Genomic DNA, 22,015 nt, shown 5'->3' with positions numbered 1-22,015 from the left:
CTATGAGGGTAGAAGTTACTAAATAACATTGTTTCTCAATTTGCGGCCGCAACAGCGGCCGCTTCGTTGGAGGCCATCTTGTTTGTACAAAACCAACTCAAGTCCTGGATCGCCGGCATCCGCAGTAAGACCGCCTTGCCGCTGCGCATAGAATTGTGGAACGGCCAGCATGTCGACCTGTCCAGCGAAACGCCGCGCGTCACCATCCGCCTGCCGACAGCCGCCTCGGCCCGCTACTTGCTCAATCCCTCGCTGGCCAATCTGGGCTCGGCCTATGTGGAAGGCAATATCGAGGTGAAGGGCACGGCGATGGACATGATTTCCATCTGCAATGCGCTGGCGCGCAATACCTTGAAACCGGAAGGCAAGCTGGCCCGCATCGTGCGCAGCTTTACGCACGACAAGAGCAAGGATGCGGAAGCCATCCGCTACCACTACGACGTGTCGAATGCCTTTTATGAGCAGTTTCTCGACCCCGCCCTCGTGTATTCCTGCGCCTATTTCGAACACGGCGATGAAACCCTGGCGCAGGCGCAGGTCAAGAAGATCGACCACATCCTGAAGAAGATCCAGCTGCAGCCGGGCCAGACCCTGCTCGACATCGGCTGTGGCTGGGGCGCGCTCGTCATTCGTGCGGCACAGCAATATGGCGCCCGCTGCGTGGGCGTGACCCTGTCGGAAAACCAGTACGCGCTGGCGCGCGAGCGCGTGGCGGCGGCCGGCCTCGCCCACCTGATCGACATCCGCCTGCAAGACTACCGCGACGTGACGGGCCAGTTCGACCGCATCACCAGCGTGGGCATGTTCGAGCACGTGGGCCTCAAGCATTTTCCCGAGTATTTCAGCATCATCAACAAGCTGCTGGCGCCGGACGGCATGGCAATGAACCACGGCATCACCTCCACGGATCCGGACAATGGCGAAACGCCGTATGGCGGCGGCGAATTCATCGAAAAATATGTGTTTCCGCACGGCGAGCTGGCGCACATCGGCAATGTGCTCAAGACCATGCAGCAAGGCGGGCTGGAAGTGCTCGATGTGGAAAACCTGCGGCGCCACTATGCGCGCACCTGCGCCCTGTGGACGGAGAATTTCGAAGCCCATGCCGAGCAGATCCGCCCGTTGGCGGGCGAACGGCGCTTCCGCATCTGGCACGTCTACCTGGCCGGCTGCGCCTATGCCTTCGAACAGGATTTGATCAGCCTGTACCAGATCGTCTGCGTGAAGGCGGGCCGGCGCTCCTCCACCCTGCCCTGGTCGCGCAACTACATGTATGCGCAGGACACCAGCCCGGCGCCCGTGCTCGCCAGCTGACAGGCGCGCGGGGCGCTCACTTCAGGCGCCCCGCATACATGGCGCGGAATTTCTCCACCTTGGGCGCGACGACCAGCGCGCAGTAACCCTGCAAGGGGTGCTGCTCGACATAATTCTGGTGGTATTGCTCGGCCTTGTAAAAGGCGGGCGCCGGCGCCAGCTGCGTGACGAGGGGCGCATCCCACACGCCAGCCATCTCGGCGAGCACCTTGCGCGCCACCTTTTCCTGCTCGGCCGACTGGTAATAGATGACGGAGCGGTACTGCGTGCCGACATCGTTGCCTTGCCGGTTCAAGGTGGTGGGATCGTGCAGCGTAAAAAAGATTTCCAGCAAGTCGTGGTAGCTGATGACGGCGGGATCGAATTCCAGGCGCACCACTTCCGCGTGGCCCGTGTCGCCCGCGCACACCTGTTCATATGTGGGATCGGGCACGCCGCCCCCCGCGTAGCCGGACTCGACGCGCGCCACGCCCCGCACTTCCCCGTACACGGCAGCCAGGCACCAGAAACAGCCACCGCCCAGTACCGCCACTTCCGTTTGTTGATTCATGATGTCCTCCCGCAACGCCACCGCGACTTATCATTTCACCACTGTAACGCAAAGCGCCACGGCCTGCAGCGCCGCTTGAAACGGCGCGTGGCGCACCGCACATAGAGGCATGCGGGCCACGATTGCGCTGGCGCGCCCGATTTTTGGCATAATGTCAGCAAATAGACAGGTCACCCATGAACACACGCTCTCCCCGCGCGCCAGCGCAAGAATTCGATACGACGCATTTCCGCCAAGCACTGTCGCAGTTTGCCACCGGCGTGACGGTCATTACCACGCGCCTGGCCGATGGCAGTTTCCGCGGCTTGACGGCCAGTTCCTTCAATTCCGTTTCGCTGTCGCCGCCCCTGGTGCTGTGGAGCCTGGGCTCCGTGGCCAACAGCATGCCGATTTTCAGCGGCAACTCGCATTACGTGATCAATGTGCTGGGCGCCGACCAGGCGGAACTGGCGCAGCGTTTTTCGCGCCGCACCCCGAATCCGTTCGACGACGTGGAATACGAGCTGTCGCGCACGGGCCAGCCCATCCTGAAAGGCGCATCGGCCTGGTTCGAATGCCACAACCGCAGCCGCTATCCCGAAGGCGACCACGTCATTTTCGTGGGCGAAGTGGAACAATGCGCGTTTGCCGCGCAACCGCCCTTGATCTTCCACAATGGGAAGTTCAATACACCGCTAGCCTGATGGGCGAGACGAAAAAAAATCCGCCGAGGCGGATTTTTTTGCATTACAGGGTAAAGTTATACCCGATGCTGACACTCACGGCGAGCGGGTCGAGCTTGATGTCCTGCGTCTGCCCCGTCGAGAATTTCGCCTTGGTTTTCAGGAACGTCTTGACCACGGCCACATCGGCAAACCAGCGCTCGTTGATGGCCAGGGTGCTGCCGACCACCAGGCTGCCTGCCAGCTTGTTGTCCAGGCGGTAGGTGACGGGCGATCCACCCGGATCCAGCAAGGCCGTCATCTGGCCCGAGCCTTTTTCCTTCTGGAAATAGGCATACGTGAGGCCCGCGCCCACGTAAGGACGGATCTTCGTCGTTGGCTGGAAGAAACGATACTGGATGAAGGCCGTCGGCGGCAAGGCTTCCGCCGTCCCCAGCTTGCCCGTGCCCTTGATCGATCCGTCGCCGATCAGGTCATGCTTGTACGGCACGCCCAGGATCATTTCAGCGGAAATATTATCCGTGATCATGTAGGCAAAGGTCAGGATGGGCTTGGTATCCGCCTTGACGTCCGCTTTCGTGCCTGGCAGGGCCGGCGCGGAAATGTCGCCGCTGTCCACATGCGGCGTGATCTTGTTGAGGCCGACCTTGGCCATCCAGGTGCCTGCGCTTTGCGCCGAAGCGCCCGTCGCCATGGCCATCGCGGCGGCCGCGGCCAGCACGCGTACAGCGGTATTCAAACGATTCTTCATCTTGTCTCCTGATTCATTATGTGCGGATAGCCCCGCTATCCAGTCTTGTCGCTGCCAGCGCCAGCCACATCGCGGGGATGCAGCTGGCGCGGCCCTCCCTTACAGCCAGCCCCGCACGACCATGTCCTTGGCCACATAGCGGGCCAGCAACAGGTTGTTGAACGGCGTAGGGTGCACATCGTCGGCATACGCGTAGTGGCTGACGTCGCCCGCTTTCAGGTTCGTGCCATTGCACACCAGCGAGCTGCCCAGGAAATTCTTCGCTGGCGTCAGGTCGCACGCCGTCTCGCTGACATTGGTCAAACCATATGGGCCTGGGTTGGTGCCCTGGTCATGGCTGACGGCAAACACGTCGACCAGCAAGACTTTCGCGTTGCCGTTCAAGCCTCCGCTCAGCTCTCCGTTGAAGGCGCTGACCATGGCATTGATGAGCGCCTTGGTATTGGCATCCTTGCTCAAGCCCGATGGCGTACCGGCCACGTCAGGCAGGTTGTTGACCACCACATAGTTGGCGCCCTTGGCAATGATCTGGTCCTTGACCAGTGCCACCAGCTCGGTGCCAGCCTGTTTCATGGCACCAACCAGTGCAGGACCATTCGCCGCGGCGTAGTCGGCACCGGCCTTGGCGCCGGCAGCGGCACCGGCGGCGTTGCCGGTGACCGTCGCATCGGCTTGCGCCTTGGTCACCAGCGGGCCATACACGGCTGGCGAAGCGATCGCCGTATCGCCGGCGGTGGCGGCAGCGGTCACGGCAGCGCCCACGATCGATGCTGACGTGGCGCCAGGCGCTGCAGCGGCGGCCGCCACGGCCGCGCCGATGGCTTGCGCCGCCGTGGCAGGGTTGGCGGCGCGCGCTGCCAGGGCAGCAACCAGATTGGAGGCAAAGGCTTTCGCGCCAGCATCGGCACCGGCAGCCGCGCCAGCCGCCTGGCCAGCAGCGGTGGCCTTCGCTTGCAAGTCGCCCAGCAGGAACAGCACGTCGTTACCGCCGGCCATCACGAAGACGGCTTCCGTGCCGCTGAACTTGCCGCCGGAAACGGCCAGGTGGTTCGCAATCTGCGTCACCACGGGCACGGTCAGGGCGCCCAGCGCACTGCCCGTCAACTTGTTATTCGGACCGACGGGGTTGGTGACGCGCGAGCCGCCCATGGCGTAGCCGAAGCAGCCGGCATGCTTGACGCGCGGGGCCTGCAGGGTGGGAATGCTGCCTTCCAGGCCCGTTTCTGCAGCGCATGGCGCCGGCAAGCCGAATTGCGCGGCCAGGTGCTCGGTCCAGTTCTTGCCCGTCAGTTCAGGATTGATCTTGGTATTGTCGCCATTGATGGTGAATTTGCCGCCACCGCTCGCCGCCACGCCTGCGACCGCATACGAACCGACATCGGACAGGCTGTCGCCGAACGACACCTGCGCCGTGTATTTGACTTTCAAGGCTTGATCGCCGCCGCTGGCGCCACCGCAACCTGCCAGGACAGCCGCAGCCAGCACGGCCAGCGCGAATTTTGTTTGATGCATTTTGTCTCCTCGGTCTTTTTTCTGGTTTCTAAACGAACGGGCGTGCTATTCGCTACCCAACTAATATGCCATCGTTCCTCAGGCTTGTATAGAAAATATGTTTTAAAAATCAACGAAATAACAACACTGCCAGCACCCTGCCGCGACAGGGCGATCGCATGAATTATGGAGGATTTAAGATGTTTCGTGGCAAGCATCTCTATTGCGCTGCATCAAGAAAAAGCCCCTTGCGGGGCTCTTTTTATGCGGATAGAAATTGCTGCAAGATACCACTTGAGCCGAACGCGGCACGCCGCAAACGGTCATTCACGCCCAGCCATGCGGGGCCGGTGGGCGGTGCTTCGACAAGTATCAGCTCGGCGCCGACCTGGTCCATCGTGCGCAGCGAGGCGTACAGCGCGTGTGCGTAGTTTTCCGGGCTGGCGGCCAGGCGCACGCTGGCGCTGGCCGGCGGCAGATCCGAGTAGTGGATCAGGGCCACGCGGCGGCCGTCATTGAGCAGGCGGTTCAAGGTGGCGCGCACGTCGTCGCTGTGCTGCATCGCAACAGGCGTGTGTGGCGCGTAATGCGATTCCAGGGTGCCCGAGGCGCGCGGCGCGGCCGCGTCCGCCACGGCCGGTGCGCGGCCGATGACGGCGGCAATCTGCTCGCTGCTGATATGGCCGGGACGCAGCAGCACGGGACCGTGCGTGGCCAGGCGCGACAGGTCGACGATGGTCGATTCGATGCCCACGTCGCTCTGCCCGCCGTCAAGGACCTGGCCCAGCAAGCCGCTGTCCAATTCCGCCGCGAACTCGTCGCGCACGTGCTGCGCCGTGGTGGGGCTGACATTGCCGAACTTGTTCGCCGACGGCGCCGCCAGGCCGCCCTTGCCGCCCTTGAAAGTGCGTAGCAATGCGATAGCCACCGGATGCGACGGGCAGCGCAGCCCCACCGTATCCTGGCCGCCGGACACGGCGTCGGGAATGTGCGCGGCGCGCTTGACGATCAGGGTCAGCGGACCGGGCCAGAAGGCGGCTACCAGCTGCTGCGCTTCGGGCGGGATATCGTCGGACCAGTGTGCCAAGTCGGTACCGGGCGCCACGTGCACGATCACGGGGTGGTCCGATGGCCGGCCCTTGGCTTCGTAGATGCGCGCCACGGCGGCGGGGTTTTCCGCATCGGCGCCCAGGCCGTACACCGTTTCCGTCGGAAACGCGACGAGGCCGCCCGCTTCCAGCACGGCGGCCGCGGCCGCGATGGCGGCCTGGTCCAGGTCTTGTGCGGGCACGCTCACGGCGCGATTCCCAGGATCAGGCAAGCATCGCGCAGGCGCTGCTGCGCTTGCGCCAGGGTGGACGCCACCAGGGTCAGATGGCCCATCTTGCGGCCGCGGCGCGGATCGTCCTTGCCATACAGGTGCAGGCAGGCGCCCGGCAGCGCCAGGATATGGTCCCACGCCGGTTCGATGGCCACATCGCTGTCGCCGGCAAACCAGGCGTCGCCCAGGATGTTAAGCATGACGGCCGGCGAATGCTGGCGCACGTCACCCAGCGGCAAGCGCGCCATGGCGCGTACCTGCTGCGCGAACTGGCTGGTGACGCAGGCATCCATCGTGTAGTGGCCGCTGTTGTGGGGACGGGGCGCCATTTCATTGACCACCAGGCTGCCGTCTTCCAGCACGAAGAATTCGATGCACAGCACGCCGACATAACCCAGTTCGGCGACCATGGCTTGCGCCGCCCGCTGCGCCCTGGCGGCGCAATCGTCCGACACGTTCGGGCCCGGCACCGTGGTGGTAAACAGCACGCCGTCGCGGTGCACGTTCTCGGCGATCGGGTACACGACCGACTGGCCGTCCACGCCGCGCGCCGTCAGCACGGACACTTCATAGGCCAGCGGCAGCATTTTTTCCAACAAGCAAGTCACCTCGCCCATTTCCGCAAACGCGGCACGCACGTCGTCGCGCGTGCGCACGCGGAACTGGCCCTTGCCGTCATAGCCCATGCGCACGGTTTTCAGTATGCCGGGCAGCAAGTCGTCGCCGATGGCATCGATGTCGTCCTGCGTGGCGATGACCATGTGCGGCGCCGGCAGCACGCCCGATTTCGGGGCGCAGTCGACAAAGAAACGCTTTTCCGCGATGCGGTCCTGCGCCACCGATACGCCGTGCGCGTCGGGCGCCACGAACACGTGCTTGGCCAGGCGCGACAGGCTGTCGGCCGGCACGTTCTCAAATTCCGTGGTGACGGCCAGACATTGCGCGGCCAGCGCGTCCAGGCCGGCCGCATCATCGTAGCCGGCATTGACCAGGCGCTGCGCCACCTGCCCCGCAGGGCAGGCGTCCGACGGTTCCAGGACGGCCACCTGATAGCCCATGCTCTGGGCGGCCTGGGCAAACATGCGGCCGAGCTGGCCGCCGCCCATCACGCCCAGCCACGCCGGTGGGTTGGCGGCAGGCAGCAATGGGGAAGTCGATTTACTATTCATTATTTTTCAAACACATTAGTCAGGCAAGACCATGGCCTTGGCGGCGGCCGTTTGCGTGGCGCGGAAGGCTTCCAGCTGGTCGGCCAGGGCATCGTCGTTGGCGGCAAGCATTGCCACGGCCGTCAGCGCCGCATTCGCGGCGCCCGCTTCGCCGATGGCGAAGGTGGCCACCGGCACGCCCTTGGGCATTTGCAGGATGGACAGCATGGAGTCTTCGCCGCGCAGGTATTTCGACGGCACGGGCACGCCCAGCACGGGCACGATGGTCATCGCCGCCACCATGCCAGGCAGGTGGGCGGCGCCGCCGGCGCCGGCGATGATGGCGCGCAAGCCGCGCGCGCGCGCGCTTTTCGCGTAGGCATACATCTCGTCGGGCATGCGGTGCGCGGAAATGACTTGCGCTTCGTACGGCACGCCAAACTGTTTCAGGATGGCCACTGCATTCTGCATCACGTCCCAGTCCGAGGACGAGCCCATGATGACGCCGACCAGCGGCTTATTGTGCTCGCTCATCTCAGGCCTTCAGCTTCTCGCCCGTCAGGCGTTCGATGGCTTCAAAGTACTTGGCCTGGGTTTTTTCGATGACGTCGGCCGGCAGCGCAGGCGCCGGTGCGGTCTTGCCCCAGGTCAGCGTTTCCAGGTAGTCGCGCACGAATTGCTTGTCGAACGATGGCGGCGAGATGCCAGGCCGGTACGAATCCGCAGGCCAGAAGCGCGACGAGTCGGCCGTCAGCACTTCATCCATCAGGTGCATGACGCCATTGTCGTCCAGGCCGAATTCGAATTTGGTGTCGGCGATGATGATGCCGCGCGTGGCCGCGTATTCGGCGGCCGTCTTGTACAGGGCGATGGCCACGTCGCGCATCTTGGCGGCCAGGTCGGCACCGATGCGTTCTTCCATTTCAGCAAAGCTGATGTTTTCGTCATGCTCGCCCAGCTCGGCCTTGGCTGCCGGGGTGAAGATCGGTTCCGGCAGTTTTTCCGCCTGTTGCAGGCCCGCTGGCAGCGCGATGCCGCAGATGCTGCCCGTATCCTGGTAGTCTTTCCAGCCCGAACCGATGATGTAGCCGCGCACGACCGCCTCGACCATGATGGGTTTCAGACGCTTGGCCACGACGGCGCGGCCTTGCACTTGTTCCACTTCCTCGGGCGCCACCACGGATTCCGGCGCCACGCCGGTCAGGTGGTTCGGCACGATATGGCCCAGTTTCTCGAACCAGAAGTCGCTCATCTGGTTGAGGACCTTGCCCTTGCCGGGGATAGGCTCGTTCATGACGACATCGAAGGCCGACAGGCGGTCCGTGGTGACGATCAGGATCTTGTCGTCGCCAACGGCGTAATTGTCGCGGACCTTGCCGTGGCCCAGCAATGGCAGGGAGTGGATGGAAGTCTGATAGAGGCTGTTCATAGCGGGGGAATAGTTGGATGAAACGAAACCGGCAGGCAGGGGGTGCCCGCCGGTCGAGAAAATCGGGCGCAGGGATACGCTGTCTGCGGATGCCTGCTGCCCGTTCCAGACAGAATTTTACTTCACAATTTGCGACAGCTCGCCGGCCTTGTAGCGCTCGGCCATTTTTTCCATCGTGATGACCTTGATTTTCGACGCCTGGCCTTCGCAGCCGAACGCCTGCATGCGGGCGCGCACGATCTGCTCGGCAGCGGTGCGCGCTGGCTTCAGGAAGTCGCGCGGGTCGAATTTCGACGGGTTCTCGAACAGGTACTTGCGGATCGCGGCCGTCATCGCCAGGCGGATGTCCGTGTCGATGTTGATCTTGCGCACGCCGTGACGGATGCCTTCCTGGATTTCCTCGACGGGCACGCCATAGGTTTCCTTCATGTCGCCGCCGAATTCACGGATGATGGCCAGCAATTCCTGCGGCACCGACGACGAACCGTGCATCACCAGATGGGTGTTCGGGATGCGCGCGTGGATTTCCTTGATGCGGTCGATGGCCAGGATGTCGCCCGTTGGCTTGCGCGTGAATTTGTAGGCGCCGTGCGAGGTGCCGATGGCGATGGCCAGGGCGTCGCACTGCGTGCGCTGCACGAAGTCGGCCGCTTGCGCCACGTCCGTCAACAGTTGTTCGCGGGTCATGGTGCCGTCGGCGCCATGGCCGTCTTCCTTGTCGCCCTTCATGGTTTCCAGCGAACCGAGCACGCCCAGTTCCGCTTCCACCGTCACGCCGATGGCGTGCGAGAATTTCACCACTTCACGCGACACTTCCACGTTGTATTCGTAGGAAGCCACCGACTTGCCGTCCGCTTCCAGCGAACCGTCCATCATCACGGAAGTAAAACCCGAGCGGATGGCGGCCATGCAGACGGCCGGCGACTGGCCGTGGTCCTGGTGCATGACGACGGGAATGTGCGGGTACGCTTCGACGGCGGCGTCGATCAGGTGGCGCAGGAACGCTTCACCGGCGTACTTGCGCGCGCCAGCGGACGCCTGCATGATCACCGGCGAGTTCAGGGCATCGGCGGCGGCCATGATGGCTTGCACTTGCTCCAGGTTATTGACGTTGAAAGCAGGAATGCCATAACCGTTTTCGGCGGCATGGTCCAGCAGTTGACGCATGGATACGAGAGACATGGTAATACTCCAGATAACAATAGAAACCGTTGCGGCGCTGCGCGGCTCGTGGCGGATGGCCGCGCCGGCGCCTGAATTCTTTACATCAGATCAGCACTGATTCAAGGTCGCCCACCTTGACAATCTTCAGGGCGTTCGTGCCGCCCACCTGGCCCATGGGCTCGCCCCAGGTGACGACGATCATGTCGCCCTTCCGGACGATGCCCTGCTCCACCAGCAAGTCTTCCGCCTGTTTCAGCACCTGCGCGCTGGGGGCGTTCTGCATCAGATGATACGCCCGAACATTGCGGTACAGCGCGGCTTTGCGCAAAGTCGTCACGCTGGGCGTGAGCGCGTAGATCGGCGTGTCGATGCTGTGGCGGCTCATCCACAAAGCGGTGGAGCCGGACTCCGTCAGGGCCACGATGGCTTTCACGCGCAAATGGTGGGCCGTAAACAGGGCGCCGTAGGCGATCGACTGGTCGATGCGGGTGAACGTGACGTTGAGGAAATCGGCGTCCAGCTTGTTGTATTCGGACTGTTCCGCCTCGACGCAGATGGCGGCCATCATTTCCACCGTTTCGATCGGGTACTTGCCCGACGCCGTCTCGGCCGACGTCATGACGGCGTCGGTGCCGTCCAGCACGGCGTTGGCCACGTCCGATACTTCGGCACGGGTCGGCACGGCGTTGACGATCATCGATTCCATCATCTGCGTGGCCGTGATCGCCAGTTTATTTGACGCGCGCGCCATCTTGATCATGCGCTTTTGCAAGGCCGGCACGGCCGCATTGCCCACCTCGACCGCCAGGTCGCCGCGCGCCACCATGATGCCGTCGGACGCGTCGAGGATTTCCTGCAGGGCAGGAATGGCTTCCGCCCGCTCGATCTTGGCGATCATCATCGGCTTGTGGTGGTACGGTTCGCCCGCGATATTGGCCAGCTGGCGCGCCATTTCCATGTCGGTCGCGCATTTCGGGAAGGAAATCGCCAGATAGTCGGCCTGGAAACTCATGGCCGTCTTGATATCTTCCATATCCTTGGCCGTCAGCGCAGGCGCGGACAAGCCGCCGCCCTGGCGGTTGATGCCCTTGTTGTTCGACAACTCGCCGCCGATTTTCACGGTGGTGTGGATCTCGCTGCCGTGGATGCGCTCGACGATCAGCACGATGAGGCCATCGTTGAGCAGCAGCACGTCGTGCTTGTGCAGGTCGCGCGGCAGGGCCTTGTAGTCGAGGCCGACTCTTTCCTGGTTGCCCAGTTCGCCGTTCTCGCCCCACTTGGCGTCGAGGATGAACTTGTCGCCCGCCTCGAGCTGGATGCGGGAATTTTCAAACTTGCCGACGCGAATCTTCGGCCCCTGCATGTCGGCCATGATGGCCACTTCGCGGCCGCACTCGAGCGCAGCCAGGCGTACCAGCGCCGCGCGGTCGATATGGTCTTGCGCCTTGCCGTGGGAAAAATTCAAACGCACCACGTCGACGCCCGCCCGTATCATCTTGACCAGGATATCGAGGTCAGTGGAGGCGGGGCCGATTGTTGCTACGATTTTTGTACCGCGTGGCATAGGAATCCTTGTGCGCGAGCGAAGGTGAGCAAGGCCGGTTGATCAGGCATCCGGCAAGGTAAAAGCGCAGCGGTCAGGCTGCGCTTGGTATTGCACTACAGTCAGGCTGTATCAGCCAGCACGTTGCATGAGAATTTCCACGGCGGGCAAAGTCTTGCCTTCCAGGAACTCCAGGAAAGCGCCGCCGCCCGTCGAGATATAGCTGATTTGATCGGTAATGTCGTATTTGGCAATTGCCGCCAGGGTGTCGCCACCGCCGGCAATCGAAAAGGCTTTCGATTCAGCAATGGCCAGCGCCAGGGTCTTGGTGCCGTTGCCGAACTGGTCGAATTCGAACACGCCCACGGGGCCGTTCCACACGATGGTGCCGGCGGCGGCGATCTGCTGCGCCAGCAGGGCGGCCGTTTTCGGGCCGATATCGAGGATCATGTCATCGTCGGCCACGTCGGCCACGTCCTTGACGGTGGCGGCGGCCGTGGGCGAAAACTCCTTGGCGCACACGACATCGACAGGAATCGGCACTTGCGCGCCGCGCTTGGCCATGATCTCGATGATGGCTTTTGCTTCCTCGACGAGTTCCGCTTCCACCAGCGACTTGCCCACGTTCAAGCCAACGGCTTTCATGAAGGTGTTGGCGATGCCGCCGCCGACGATCAGGTTATCGACCTTGTCGGACAGGGCTTTCAAGATGGTCAGCTTGCTCGATACTTTCGAACCAGCAACGATGGCCAGCAATGGGCGGGCCGGCGCGTGCAAGGCCTTGCCCAGCGCGTCCAGTTCGGCGGCCAGCAGCGGGCCGGCGCAGGCGACGGGGGCAAACTTGGCGATGCCGTGCGTGGACGCTTCGGCGCGGTGGGCCGTGCCAAACGCGTCATTGACGTAGATATCGCACAATTTGGCCATTTTTTGCGCCAGCTCATCGCTGTTTTTCTTTTCGCCCTTGTTCACGCGCACGTTTTCCAGCAAGACGACCTGGCCGGCAGCCAGATTGTCCAGGCCGGCGCCATCGATCCAGTTTTGTTTCAGTGCCACTTCCTGGCCCAGCAGCTCGGACAGGCGTGCCGCCACGGGCGCCAGGCTGTCGGCCGGCTTGAATTCGCCTTCCGTCGGACGGCCCAGGTGCGACGTCACCATGACGGCAGCGCCAGCGTCGAGGGCGGCGCGGATGGCCGGCACCGAGGCGCGGATGCGCGTGTCTTCGGTAATCTTGCCACTGTCATCTTGCGGGACGTTCAGGTCGGCGCGGATAAACACGCGCTTGCCTTGCAGTGCATTTTGGGCGATCAAATCTTGCAGACGGATGAAGTTGAGAACAGCTGACATGGCGATCCAGATGACGAGTGGAAGGAAGTGCGCTATTTTACCGCAATGACCAGAGCAAATCGCCGATTTGTCCTGCTTTACTGAAAAACGTGCAACAGTCGCAAGCCCGTGAAAACCAGCATGCCAAACACGATGGTTTGCAGCATATTGCGCCGAATCACAAAAAAGATCGTGGCGGCAATACCCGACAAGAGTTTCAAATTAGATAATTCGAAGTGCACCTGCTGCCCCTCCATCAGCATGTCGGGCGCGATGATGGCCGCCAGCGCGCACGCCGGCGCATAGCGCAGCATCTCGCCCACGCGGCGCGGAATGGTGATGTGATGGCCGATCAGCCAGAACGTGCTGCGCGTGGCGGCCGTGGCCACCGTCAGCACGGCGATGGCGATCCATACGTCGGTCCTGCCCCAGTCGATACCGTCAAACATGGCGTTTTGTCCATTTTTCTGTCAATTCTTCCACGGCCATGGCGCTGACCATGCCCACCAGCACCGCCACCAGCAAGCCCAGCTTGTATGGCAAGCCATACGCCAGCACGGCCACCGTCCCCGCCACCAGCACGCCGCACAGGGCTGCGCGGCTGAGGATCAGGGGCACGGTCACGCACAGGATCGCCAGGGTGCCGGCAAAACCCAGTCCCCATTCGGCCGGCACGACGGCACCCAGCACGATGCCGATGAAGGAACCGATTTGCCAGGCCATCCAGTTGGGGTAGATCAGGCCCTTGAGGAAGGGCAGCTTGGCCGGGTCCGGCGTTTCATGGGGATAGCGCTGCAGGAACAGGCCCACCGTGATATCGCCAGACACATAACCGAGCGCAAAGCGCTGGCGCCACGGCAGATGGGCGAAATGGGGGGCCAGCAGCACGGAAAAGATAACAAAACGCAAATTGACGACGAGGGCCGTGGCAAAGATCACCCACACGGGCGCGTGCGCCGCCAGCAGAGGCAGCGAAGCGAGCTGGGCCGAACCGGCAAAGACAAACAGGGTCATCGCCCCTGCCTGCGCCACCGTCAGGCCGCTTTTCACCATGGCCACGCCCACCACCATGCCCCAGGCGGCAATGCCCAGCAGGCTGGGTGCGCCCAGTTTCAATCCCGCGCGCCAGGCGTCTTTCAGCAGGGCGTCATCGCGGGCGGCCGCGATGGCGTTCATGCGGCGCTCCGGCTGGCTGAGTGTGGTAACTGCACAACAATGGTGCGTGGCGACAAGGGCGACAACGGCGATACCGGCAAGGCAAATCCAGTCAGTGTGGCGCTGCAGGCGCCATATTTTCGCAAAAAAACGCGCCGCAGCCGAAGAGGGTCGAGCCGCCATTTTAGCCATGATTTTTGCTGTCTGCCTGAATCCGTTAAAATCGTGCTTTTGGCAGCAGCCGACTTCCTTCCATACAGCCTCACGGAGCATGACAAGATGACAAAAACCACCCAGCCAGCGGTCGAACTCGACAGTAAAGACCTGCCAGCCCACTGCCCTAACCCGGCCATGCCGCTGTGGTCGTCGCATCCGCGTGTCTTCCTGGAATTCAACAAGGACGGTATCGCCAAGTGCCCGTACTGCGGCACGGCCTACACCCTGAAGGAAGGCGCCAGCGCCGGCCATCATTAAACTGCCCAGCGGCGCGCCTCCGGCGCGCCGTTTTCATTTACACAGCTAGCTGTACCGCTCAAGCCGGAGTCGTCATGAAACGTCTGAAAGAACTCAATGGCAGCGCCGCGGAAATCGAGGCGGCCTTCTACGATGCCTTGCACCGCGCCGACCTCGAAGCGCTGATGGCGCTCTGGGCCGACGATGAAGAGATCGTCTGCATCCACCCGGGCGGCGCCCGCCTGATCGGCCATGCCGCCATCCGCGCTTCGTGGGAAACCATCTTGGCGGGCGGCGGCCTGCATATCGTGCCGGCCCAGCTGCATGAAACGCACAATTTGATGAGTTCGGTACACACGGTGATCGAAGGCGTCACCAATGAAGATGGCGCTCCCGCCCACCTGCTGGCCACGAACGTGTATGTGAAAACGCCGCGCGGCTGGCGCATCGTGCTGCACCACGCCTCCATCGCCCCCGGTGGCGCGCCGGCCGACGCCACGGGAGCGCAGATCCTGCACTGATGGCTTTATCTCTTTCCTACACCGCCCCGCTCTGGCTGCCTGGCGGCCATGCGCAGACGATTTATCCCGCCGTGTGCCTCGCCAAGCCGGCCGTGGCCTTCCGCCGCGAACGCTGGCAAGCGCCCGATGGCGATTTCGTCGACGTCGACCTGGTCGACGGCCAGCCGGGCCAGCCCTTCGTGGTGCTGTTCCACGGCCTGGAAGGCTCGTCCAACAGCCACTACGCGCGCGCCCTGATGGCCGAGGTGGCCGCGCGCGGCTGGTCGGGCGCCGTGCCGCATTTTCGCGGGTGCTCGGGCGAAGCCAACCTGGCGCCCCGCTTCTACCATTCGGGCGATGCACAGGAAGTGGACTGGATCGTGCAGCGCCTGCGCCCGCGCGCGACGGGCAAGTTTTACGCGGCCGGCGTGTCGCTGGGCGGCAACGCCCTGCTGTGCTGGCTGGGCCAGTCGCAGCACCAGGCCGATTTCATCGATGCGGCCGCAGCCGTGTCGGCCCCGCTGGACCTGGCGCAGGGGGGCAAAGCCCTGTCTTCCGGCGCCAACCGGCTCTATACGCGCATGTTCCTGAACACGCTCAAGCCCAAATGCCTGGCCAAGCTGGAACAGTTTCCCGGCCTGTTCGCGCGCGACGCCATGCTGGCCGCGCGCGATTTGCACGCCTTCGACAATGTCGTCACGGCGCCCCTGCACGGCTACCGCGACGCCGACGATTACTGGCACCGCGCCAGCGCCAAGCACGTCTTGCCGGATATCACCGTGCCCACCCTGGTGCTGAATGCGCAAAATGATCCTTTCCTGCCCGGACGCTTCCTGCCCCGCAGCGCCGCGCCCAGGGTCACGCTCGAGTATCCGCGCCACGGCGGCCACGTCGGCTTTGCCGCGGGCAAGTTGCCGGGAAGCACACGCTGGCTGCCGCAGCGCCTGATTCATTTTTTTGAAGGCGGCAACACGGCGCCACCGGCGCCGCAAAGCTGTCACGCTGGCGATGCGCGCACTCACACGGAAAACGCTACACATGGATGAACTCGTCAAACAGGCCCTGGCCAAATGGCCGAACGTGCCCCACTGCTACGGCTGGCTGGGCCTGGACGCGCGCGGCAACTGGCGCATGCGCGACCAGCATGCGCAACAGCAAAAACTGCCCGGAGACAAGATCGCCCACGTAGCCCTGCTGAACTTTATCAACCGCAATTACGACCATGACGAACGGGGCTGCTGGTTTTTCCAGAATGGCCCGCAACGCGTCTACCTGAACCTGGAAGCGACGCCGTACATCGCGCGCAGCGACCCGCAGCACGGCTTCGTGCTGCAGACGGGCGCGCCGCTGGAACAGATCGCACAAGCGTATTTGTGCGACAACGGCGCGCTGATCTTGCGCGAGGGCGACATCGTCGCGCAAGTCGACGACCGCGACATGGCGCAGGTGCTGCCGGCGCTGCGCCTGGACGGCCAGGCCCTGAGCGACGACGCGCTGCTGGCCTGGCTGGAAAATGGCCAGGGAAACTTGGTGTTATTGCATAACGGCAAGGAGATTGCCGTGCAGCCCCTGAGCTACGATGCCGTGCCGCGCACCTTCGGCTTCCAGCGCGCGCCGCAAGCGGAGAAGGGCTAGCCCTTCTGGTCCTTGAGCTGTTCGCGGCGTTTTTCCTGCAATTCCCGCTCACGCGCATCGATCACGGCCTGGTCATAGAAAGTCGCGTCCGTCGACTTGCGGGCGATCGTCAGCTGGTCCAGCGCGGCCATCGTGGCGCCCTGCAGCACGTAGGATTCGGCCAGCGCCATGTGCTGCAAGGTCATCTTGCCCTGGTCCGCATACGCTTTCGCCAGCAAGTCATACAGTTCCGGCTCTTCCTTGTACAGCTGCACCTGGTCGCGCAAGTACAAGGTCGATTGCTCCAGTTTGCCGGCTGCCATCAGCGCTTCCGCATACTGGTGGGCAATGCCGCGCGACAGGGGGAATTGCTGGCGCGCCGCATCGGCCGCCTTCAGCGCCTGCTGCGCCACTTCCTTCTTTTGCACCGGCATCAACAACACTTCCAGCCCCATCGCCGCCAGCAGCGAATTGGGGCCCTGCGTGCCGCCCGAGGTAAACACATTCGGTCCGGCAGGCTGGTGCAGGGCGGCATTGGCCGCATCGAGTTCCTTTTGCGCCTCGGCGGGCTTACCCTGCTTGACGGCAACGAAAGACAAGCCGTAATGGGCGGCCGTCACCTGAAAGCGGCTTTGCTGTTCCAGCTGCGTCTTGAACACGGCCTTGGCATTCAACAAGCCTTGCATGCTCTCATCCTGCAGCACGCGGGCACGCGCGCGGGCCAGGTGGAAACTCAGGCTGTCCGGGCGCTGCTTGTACGGCTGCTCGCGGATGCGCGCCTGGATGTCGGCGATACGTTCCGTCGTCAGCGGGTGCGTCTGCAGATAGGCGGGCATCAGGTCGCTGTACGAACGGCTGGCCGCCTGCATGCGGCCGAAGAAGGCCACCATGCCGGTGGTATCGAAACCGGCCTCGCCCATGATCTGGAAACCGATGCGGTCCGCCTCGCGTTCGGCATCGCGGCCGAAATTGAGCTGGCGCTGGATGGCCAGCCCCTGGCCGGCGGCAAACACGCCCAGGGCCACGTCGCCGCCCGCGCGCGAAGCCAGCGCCGCCAGCAGCATGGCTGCCAGCGGCATCAGGGCATCCTGGCGCTGCTGGCCCAGCATGCGCGCGATATGGCGCTGCGCCACGTGGCCGATCTCGTGCGACAGCACGGAAGCCAGTTCCGCCTCCGTTTGCGCCGCCAGCACCAGGGCCGAGTGGACACCGATGAAGCCGCCAGGCAAGGCAAACGCGTTCAATTGCGGGTCGCGCACGGCAAAAAAGAAATAATCGTAATTCGTTTCGCCGCGCACGCTGGGGCGCGCCGCCACGAGGGCGTTGCCGAAGGTATTCAGGTATTCGAGCAGGGGCGCGTCGTCGAGGTAGTCGCGGTCGCCGCGGATGCCCCGCATGACTTCCTCGCCGATCTTGCGCTCCATCGCCGGCGACAGGTCTTCGCGCGAGGTATCGCCCAGGTTGGGCAGGTTCGGCGCCGGCGGCACGGCCAGCGGTGTCCAGTTGCCTGCCGGCTTGGCTGCCGCGCCTGCAGCTGGCGCCGCCGGCGCGGACGTATAGGTTTGTGCCGGCGCGCATGGCGCAGCCAGGCAGAGGGCCGCGAGCACGGACACGCGCCAGGGGCTGCGCAGCAATGCCGCACGGGCGTTTTCAAGTACGATCGGAAGGGTAGTTTTTGAATTCACGGGTGCTATCATACCTTGTTCGCAGCGCCCATTCCCACGCAACAAGCATGCGCCATGCCAGTGGCATGACGCGGTGGCACGGCGCGCCGCGCCCCCACTTCTCACCTATTTTGACGCCATGACAACAGCAGACAAGCAAGCCCCCGCCGGGGAACTGACCCATTTCGACGCCACGGGCCAGGCCCATATGGTCGACGTGGGCAGCAAGGAAGACACGCGCCGCAGCGCCGTGGCCGCCGGCACCATCCGCATGCAGCCCGCCACCCTGGCATTGATTATTTCCGGCAACGCCAAGAAAGGCGACGTGCTGGGCATCGCCCGCATCGCCGCCATCATGGGCGCCAAGCGCACCAGCGACCTGATTCCCCTGTGCCACCCGCTGGCCCTCACGCGCGTCACCGTCGACTTCGAAGTGGACGCCGCGGCCAACAGCGTGCACTGCCGCGCCCAGGTCGACACCACGGGCAAGACGGGCGTGGAAATGGAAGCGCTCACGTCCGTGCAGATCGGTTTGCTGACCATCTACGACATGTGCAAGGCCGTCGACCGGGGCATGGTCATGACGAATGTGCGCGTGCTGGAAAAGCATGGCGGCAAATCGGGCGATTGGACGGCGACGGTCTAATCGAGTCAGGCACCTGACCTGATCGCCTCCCTGAACACTGGCATCGTCGGCCCTCCCTAGTGACGGGAGATCCCTCACTAGGCGGCTTGACGCGTGAAAAGGGTGGCTTGGCCGCTTTACAGCTTGAAGTAATAAAGCAAGGACTCTTTCTGATACTGCAGACTCTCCGCGCTGGCGTCTTGCATCGAGCTCAACCACAGTTGTGCCAGCTTTCTTTTTCCAAGCAAATTGAAATTGCCGTCATCAGACAGGTAAGCGTCCCCGAGTCCACTCAGATCTGGTCCAGCAAATCGGCCAACCAAGGGATCCCAGGGATGCATGACGTTACGTGATAATTTATCCTTCCTCACACTGATACTTTTTGAAATGATAAATTTATCAACAACGGCATTCATCTTCACCACTTTGAGTATTCTTTGTACATGACTCTGATAATTAGATGCAGAAATCATCCCATCAAGCAAAGCACCTTGCCAAAGCACATATTCAAAACGTACATTGCTGGAAACCGCTTCATGCAAAGCGAGTTTCAATTTCTCCTGCGCCCGTCCGCCAGCGAGCCAATCTTCGATGTGGCTGCCCTCGACACCCACTGGCATGAAAATCACCCGATCAGCCATACCTGAACGCAGGATATCCTGCCCCAAGGACGTCAAAAGTGTTCCGTCCGCACACTCATCCCACGCGAAAGGTGACTGAAATGGACGCTCGCTGCCATCCAAACCAATCTGATAGACGCCCGGGACGCTGGCAAAATTTTTCACCTCACATTTTGATGAAGATACTTCGTTCAATACCAAGATACGAACATCGCGTGCGCTAGCGGCAGCAAAAAAAATTAAAGAGAAAATCAACGCAAATGTTTTAACAACCAATAACATAACGACTCCGCTTCCCCAACACCACCTTGATCAAAAAAACAACAGCTATAGAAACAAAAACGACTATTGCCACTTCCGAAAAAAACCTTGCATAAGCGCTGCCAAAATCCACATCGCGAGAAATTCTTGAAAAAATCAGAATCATAAATCCATGAATAAAAAACAATCCAAAACTTATCTTTGCAAGATAACCGAGGATATTATTTTTACGCTCAAGGTAACGCTCGAAAATAAAAAATATGGCCACCAAAAAAGCCAGCTTCCCGACATTCAGGAAATTCAATGAGCCTAGCGAACTTAAAAATCCAACAGGCTCGCTTTCAATGCCAGGATAAAGGAAACCAAAAAGCAAAAATATCGCAACTGAACCAAAGATAATTCTTGACTTCCATGCATAACTCAAGGAATCCAAAACCGCAACGTTCTTTGCTGCAACCATTCCAAGCAAATAAAAACCTGCAAAATTTAAAAAAGAAAAGAATGCATTCGTATTATTTACCGAACGGGATGAGAAGATACTAAGAACAAGACCACAGACGACAAAAACGTAAATTATTTTATTTTTTGATAAAAAATTGAAAACCGGCGTCAGCAAGAAAAAAATGACAATCATCGGAATGAACCACATCGGCGGAACAACTGTTCCCCCTGTAACCAAAGACCACGCGATATACTGATCTGAAGTCAGTCCATACAGAACATGACGCGAAAAATATAAGCCTGCAATAATCGCTGGAACAGAAAGAATCAAATATGGAAGAACCACATACTTGAGCTTCTTGATTAAATATTTTCCATATTCGAATTTTTCAGATTCAAGATAATAAAAAAGATATCCAGAAATAAAAACAAACCAGGCAGTCGCATTTGTCAGCAAATAAAACAAATAATCTCCACCTTTGTCGAAGGAATAAATTGAAGAAATATGTGAAAGCATGACAAAAATTATTGCGACACCTCTGAAATTCTCCAGCGAATACCTGAACCTTCCCTTCATCTACAATCCAATCTTTTATTTGAGAGCCGACTTTACTGAGTCAAGCCACATTGATGCCATTTTCTCCTGCCCCTTTTCATTCAAGTGGCAAGTATCAATCCTATATTCATCGCCTAATAAATTATTATTAGGTCCACTATAGCGCCTTAAATCAGGGCGATTCCCCACGAGTAACTGAGCCGCTTCAATATCGCGATCATATACACCATTGCAACGGGAATGTATTGCAATCAGCCAGCGAGTAATCGTTACTTTGGCATCTACGTAATCAAGAACAGCACCCAACTTCTGCGTGTAGACAGCCTTCCCCGTACCCGCATCTGAAGAGCCCTGATGCCAAAAGGCAAAATCAAAATTAATGCCCTTGGCCTTGATCAAACTGATCGCGCTATTCAGCTTTGCAAATGCCCGGCCACCTTCCTGCCAGTCCTCCACTTTTGTCCCACCGACGCCAATAGGCATAAACACGACTTTTTTCGCGATACCCGCGTCAATCAACTGTTTCCCAAGCGGCATCCACATTGCCCCCTTGCCACAATCAGCCCATTCGAAAGGATCCGCTGCCGCTTTAATTTCACCATTTTTCCCCACTTGAAATACGTTATTCGCAGGCCCGTAAACATGCTCATTACAATTCGATGAGATAGACTGGCCTATGACCAGAATTTTCATTTCAGGCAGTGGGTAGATGCTTATCGGCGGACTGACGGGCTGCGGTACAGGGTTGTCGCCACCACCACCACCACCACCGCATGACGCCACGTTAAATCCAAAGAACAGCATGGTCAGATACTTAATTACGCGGGTATTTTTCATAATTTATGCCAGTAATATTTTATGGAAGTCCCAGAATTTTCCCTGCATGCAATTCAGCAAAGAATGTGCTTCATGAGACACGTTCACGTGTTCAAAACAGCCAGTGCGGCATATTTACTCCATACACGCCTGCCATAAAAATATAGTTGCTAGTTACCATGCTGGTATTGCGCTAAAGACATAGATGATCTTTCTGGGCCATGACATCTCCACTCAACTCGCATACCTGCGCAAAATTCTGTCGAAAATACGTAAATTGTAACCTATTTGCTGAAGAATACCTTTCAGAACGAGGAAAACTGGGGGTTTTGCTCACTGGAAAGATACATTTGTTACATTTTGATACATTACAGGACGGATTTTCATCGCACGCCCGGCCTCCCCCAACAGCCAGCGCATGAAAAAAGTTTGACTCACATATATATTCATGTGCGCAGCTTTCCAACGCATTTTGCACAATGGAAGGCCTGCTGCAGCACGTCGGTATGAGGACGACTAGTCGGTCTGCAACGCTTGACGACACCTGTAAAGGTTTTACACATGTTTCAGCCCTGACTGGATTGCCGGGCAGGCAGCGGAAAGACCATCCCGGC

Annotated in this window: 23 protein-coding genes; 7 read left to right on the top strand and 16 right to left on the bottom strand. The window is 60.6% G+C overall.

Going from position 1 to position 22,015, the window contains the following annotated elements; all coding sequences use genetic code 11:
• Positions 1 to 78: 78 nt before the first annotated feature.
• Positions 79 to 1,314 carry an SAM-dependent methyltransferase gene (locus tag GCN75_RS21540; RefSeq protein ID WP_152284224.1) on the top strand — a complete coding sequence of 412 codons (1,236 nt, stop codon included), beginning with the start codon at positions 79 to 81 and terminating at the stop codon, positions 1,312 to 1,314.
• A gap of 16 nt (positions 1,315 to 1,330) precedes the next feature.
• On the opposite strand, the gene msrA is transcribed toward GCN75_RS21540, so the two are convergent.
• Positions 1,331 to 1,864: a peptide-methionine (S)-S-oxide reductase MsrA gene (gene msrA, locus GCN75_RS21535; protein WP_152284223.1), complete on the bottom strand. Its 534-nt coding sequence runs from the start codon at positions 1,862 to 1,864 to the stop codon at positions 1,331 to 1,333.
• A gap of 176 nt (positions 1,865 to 2,040) precedes the next feature.
• Between msrA and GCN75_RS21530 the strand changes: the two genes are divergently transcribed.
• Positions 2,041 to 2,547 (top strand): flavin reductase family protein, encoded by a 507-nt coding sequence (locus tag GCN75_RS21530; protein WP_152284222.1) that lies wholly within the window; start codon positions 2,041 to 2,043, stop codon positions 2,545 to 2,547.
• A gap of 43 nt (positions 2,548 to 2,590) precedes the next feature.
• On the opposite strand, the gene GCN75_RS21525 is transcribed toward GCN75_RS21530, so the two are convergent.
• The 11 genes from GCN75_RS21525 to GCN75_RS21475 all read right to left on the bottom strand — a co-directional run bounded on the left by GCN75_RS21525 (position 2,591) and on the right by GCN75_RS21475 (position 13,872).
• Positions 2,591 to 3,277, bottom strand: a complete 687-nt coding sequence (locus GCN75_RS21525) for an OmpW/AlkL family protein (RefSeq protein ID WP_193317593.1) — start codon at positions 3,275 to 3,277, stop codon at positions 2,591 to 2,593.
• A gap of 99 nt (positions 3,278 to 3,376) precedes the next feature.
• Positions 3,377 to 4,789: an SGNH/GDSL hydrolase family protein gene (locus GCN75_RS21520; protein ID WP_152284221.1), complete on the bottom strand. Its 1,413-nt coding sequence runs from the start codon at positions 4,787 to 4,789 to the stop codon at positions 3,377 to 3,379.
• 241 nt (positions 4,790 to 5,030) lie between these two features.
• Positions 5,031 to 6,065 carry an L-threonylcarbamoyladenylate synthase gene (locus GCN75_RS21515; protein WP_152284220.1) on the bottom strand — a complete coding sequence of 345 codons (1,035 nt, stop codon included), beginning with the start codon at positions 6,063 to 6,065 and terminating at the stop codon, positions 5,031 to 5,033.
• Complete coding sequence (locus tag GCN75_RS21510; RefSeq protein WP_152284219.1) at positions 6,062 to 7,258, bottom strand: 5-(carboxyamino)imidazole ribonucleotide synthase; 1,197 nt, start codon at positions 7,256 to 7,258, stop codon at positions 6,062 to 6,064. The genes GCN75_RS21515 and GCN75_RS21510 overlap by 4 nt, the downstream gene beginning before the upstream one ends.
• A gap of 15 nt (positions 7,259 to 7,273) precedes the next feature.
• Positions 7,274 to 7,771 carry a 5-(carboxyamino)imidazole ribonucleotide mutase gene (gene purE, locus GCN75_RS21505; RefSeq protein WP_152284218.1) on the bottom strand — a complete coding sequence of 166 codons (498 nt, stop codon included), beginning with the start codon at positions 7,769 to 7,771 and terminating at the stop codon, positions 7,274 to 7,276.
• Position 7,772: 1 nt separating this feature from the next.
• Positions 7,773 to 8,666, bottom strand: coding sequence for a phosphoribosylaminoimidazolesuccinocarboxamide synthase (locus GCN75_RS21500; RefSeq protein WP_152254956.1), 894 nt, complete (start codon positions 8,664 to 8,666; stop codon positions 7,773 to 7,775).
• A gap of 117 nt (positions 8,667 to 8,783) precedes the next feature.
• Complete coding sequence (gene fba / locus GCN75_RS21495; protein WP_010401625.1) at positions 8,784 to 9,848, bottom strand: class II fructose-bisphosphate aldolase; 1,065 nt, start codon at positions 9,846 to 9,848, stop codon at positions 8,784 to 8,786.
• 85 nt (positions 9,849 to 9,933) lie between these two features.
• Positions 9,934 to 11,394, bottom strand: a complete 1,461-nt coding sequence (pyk, locus tag GCN75_RS21490; RefSeq protein WP_131373442.1) for a pyruvate kinase — start codon at positions 11,392 to 11,394, stop codon at positions 9,934 to 9,936.
• A 111-nt stretch (positions 11,395 to 11,505) separates the two neighbouring features.
• Entirely contained in the window at positions 11,506 to 12,717 is a 1,212-nt protein-coding gene (locus tag GCN75_RS21485) for a phosphoglycerate kinase (RefSeq protein WP_152284217.1), read from the bottom strand.
• Positions 12,718 to 12,794: 77 nt separating this feature from the next.
• Positions 12,795 to 13,145, bottom strand: a complete 351-nt coding sequence (locus tag GCN75_RS21480) for an AzlD domain-containing protein (RefSeq protein WP_152284216.1) — start codon at positions 13,143 to 13,145, stop codon at positions 12,795 to 12,797.
• Positions 13,138 to 13,872: an AzlC family ABC transporter permease gene (locus GCN75_RS21475; protein ID WP_152284215.1), complete on the bottom strand. Its 735-nt coding sequence runs from the start codon at positions 13,870 to 13,872 to the stop codon at positions 13,138 to 13,140. The genes GCN75_RS21480 and GCN75_RS21475 overlap by 8 nt, the downstream gene beginning before the upstream one ends.
• A gap of 258 nt (positions 13,873 to 14,130) precedes the next feature.
• Here GCN75_RS21475 and GCN75_RS21470 point away from each other — a divergent pair, with 258 nt between their 5' ends.
• The 4 genes from GCN75_RS21470 to GCN75_RS21455 all read left to right on the top strand — a co-directional run bounded on the left by GCN75_RS21470 (position 14,131) and on the right by GCN75_RS21455 (position 16,439).
• Positions 14,131 to 14,325, top strand: a complete 195-nt coding sequence (locus GCN75_RS21470; protein ID WP_034780619.1) for a zinc-finger domain-containing protein — start codon at positions 14,131 to 14,133, stop codon at positions 14,323 to 14,325.
• 74 nt (positions 14,326 to 14,399) lie between these two features.
• A complete protein-coding gene (locus GCN75_RS21465; RefSeq protein WP_152284214.1) occupies positions 14,400 to 14,825 on the top strand; it encodes a YybH family protein in 426 nt (141 codons plus the stop codon).
• Positions 14,825 to 15,850 (top strand): YheT family hydrolase, encoded by a 1,026-nt coding sequence (locus tag GCN75_RS21460; RefSeq protein WP_152284213.1) that lies wholly within the window; start codon positions 14,825 to 14,827, stop codon positions 15,848 to 15,850. The genes GCN75_RS21465 and GCN75_RS21460 overlap by 1 nt, the downstream gene beginning before the upstream one ends.
• Positions 15,843 to 16,439 carry a DUF2946 family protein gene (locus GCN75_RS21455; RefSeq protein ID WP_152284212.1) on the top strand — a complete coding sequence of 199 codons (597 nt, stop codon included), beginning with the start codon at positions 15,843 to 15,845 and terminating at the stop codon, positions 16,437 to 16,439. The genes GCN75_RS21460 and GCN75_RS21455 overlap by 8 nt, the downstream gene beginning before the upstream one ends.
• Here the strand turns inward: GCN75_RS21455 and GCN75_RS21450 are convergent.
• The gene (locus GCN75_RS21450; RefSeq protein ID WP_152284211.1) at positions 16,436 to 18,025 is read right to left on the bottom strand and encodes a beta-barrel assembly-enhancing protease; all 1,590 of its coding nucleotides are present in this window, start codon (positions 18,023 to 18,025) and stop codon (positions 16,436 to 16,438) included. The two genes, GCN75_RS21455 and GCN75_RS21450, sit on opposite strands and share 4 nt — an antisense overlap.
• A 196-nt stretch (positions 18,026 to 18,221) precedes the next feature.
• On the opposite strand from GCN75_RS21450, the gene moaC reads away from it, so the two are divergent.
• On the top strand, positions 18,222 to 18,728 hold the full coding sequence (gene moaC / locus GCN75_RS21445; protein ID WP_152284210.1) for a cyclic pyranopterin monophosphate synthase MoaC: 507 nt from the start codon (positions 18,222 to 18,224) through the stop codon (positions 18,726 to 18,728).
• Positions 18,729 to 18,844: 116 nt separating this feature from the next.
• Here the strand turns inward: moaC and GCN75_RS21440 are convergent, their stop codons facing one another.
• From GCN75_RS21440 to GCN75_RS21430, 3 genes are read right to left on the bottom strand one after another with little or no spacing between them, the layout of a single operon-like run.
• A complete protein-coding gene (locus GCN75_RS21440; protein ID WP_152284209.1) occupies positions 18,845 to 19,609 on the bottom strand; it encodes a hypothetical protein in 765 nt (254 codons plus the stop codon).
• Positions 19,593 to 20,606 carry an acyltransferase family protein gene (locus GCN75_RS21435; protein ID WP_152284208.1) on the bottom strand — a complete coding sequence of 338 codons (1,014 nt, stop codon included), beginning with the start codon at positions 20,604 to 20,606 and terminating at the stop codon, positions 19,593 to 19,595. Before GCN75_RS21435 ends, GCN75_RS21440 begins: the two co-directional genes overlap by 17 nt.
• Positions 20,607 to 20,621: 15 nt before the next feature.
• On the bottom strand, positions 20,622 to 21,422 hold the full coding sequence (locus GCN75_RS21430) for a sialate O-acetylesterase (protein WP_152284207.1): 801 nt from the start codon (positions 21,420 to 21,422) through the stop codon (positions 20,622 to 20,624).
• Between the last annotated feature and the right edge of the window lie 593 nt (positions 21,423 to 22,015).

Source organism: Janthinobacterium violaceinigrum (assembly GCF_009208555.1).
GTDB classification, from domain to species: Bacteria; Pseudomonadota; Gammaproteobacteria; order Burkholderiales; family Burkholderiaceae_D; genus Janthinobacterium; species Janthinobacterium violaceinigrum.
The sequence above is the reverse complement of the archived record's forward strand: the minus strand, read 5'-3'. Positions and strand labels throughout refer to the sequence as shown.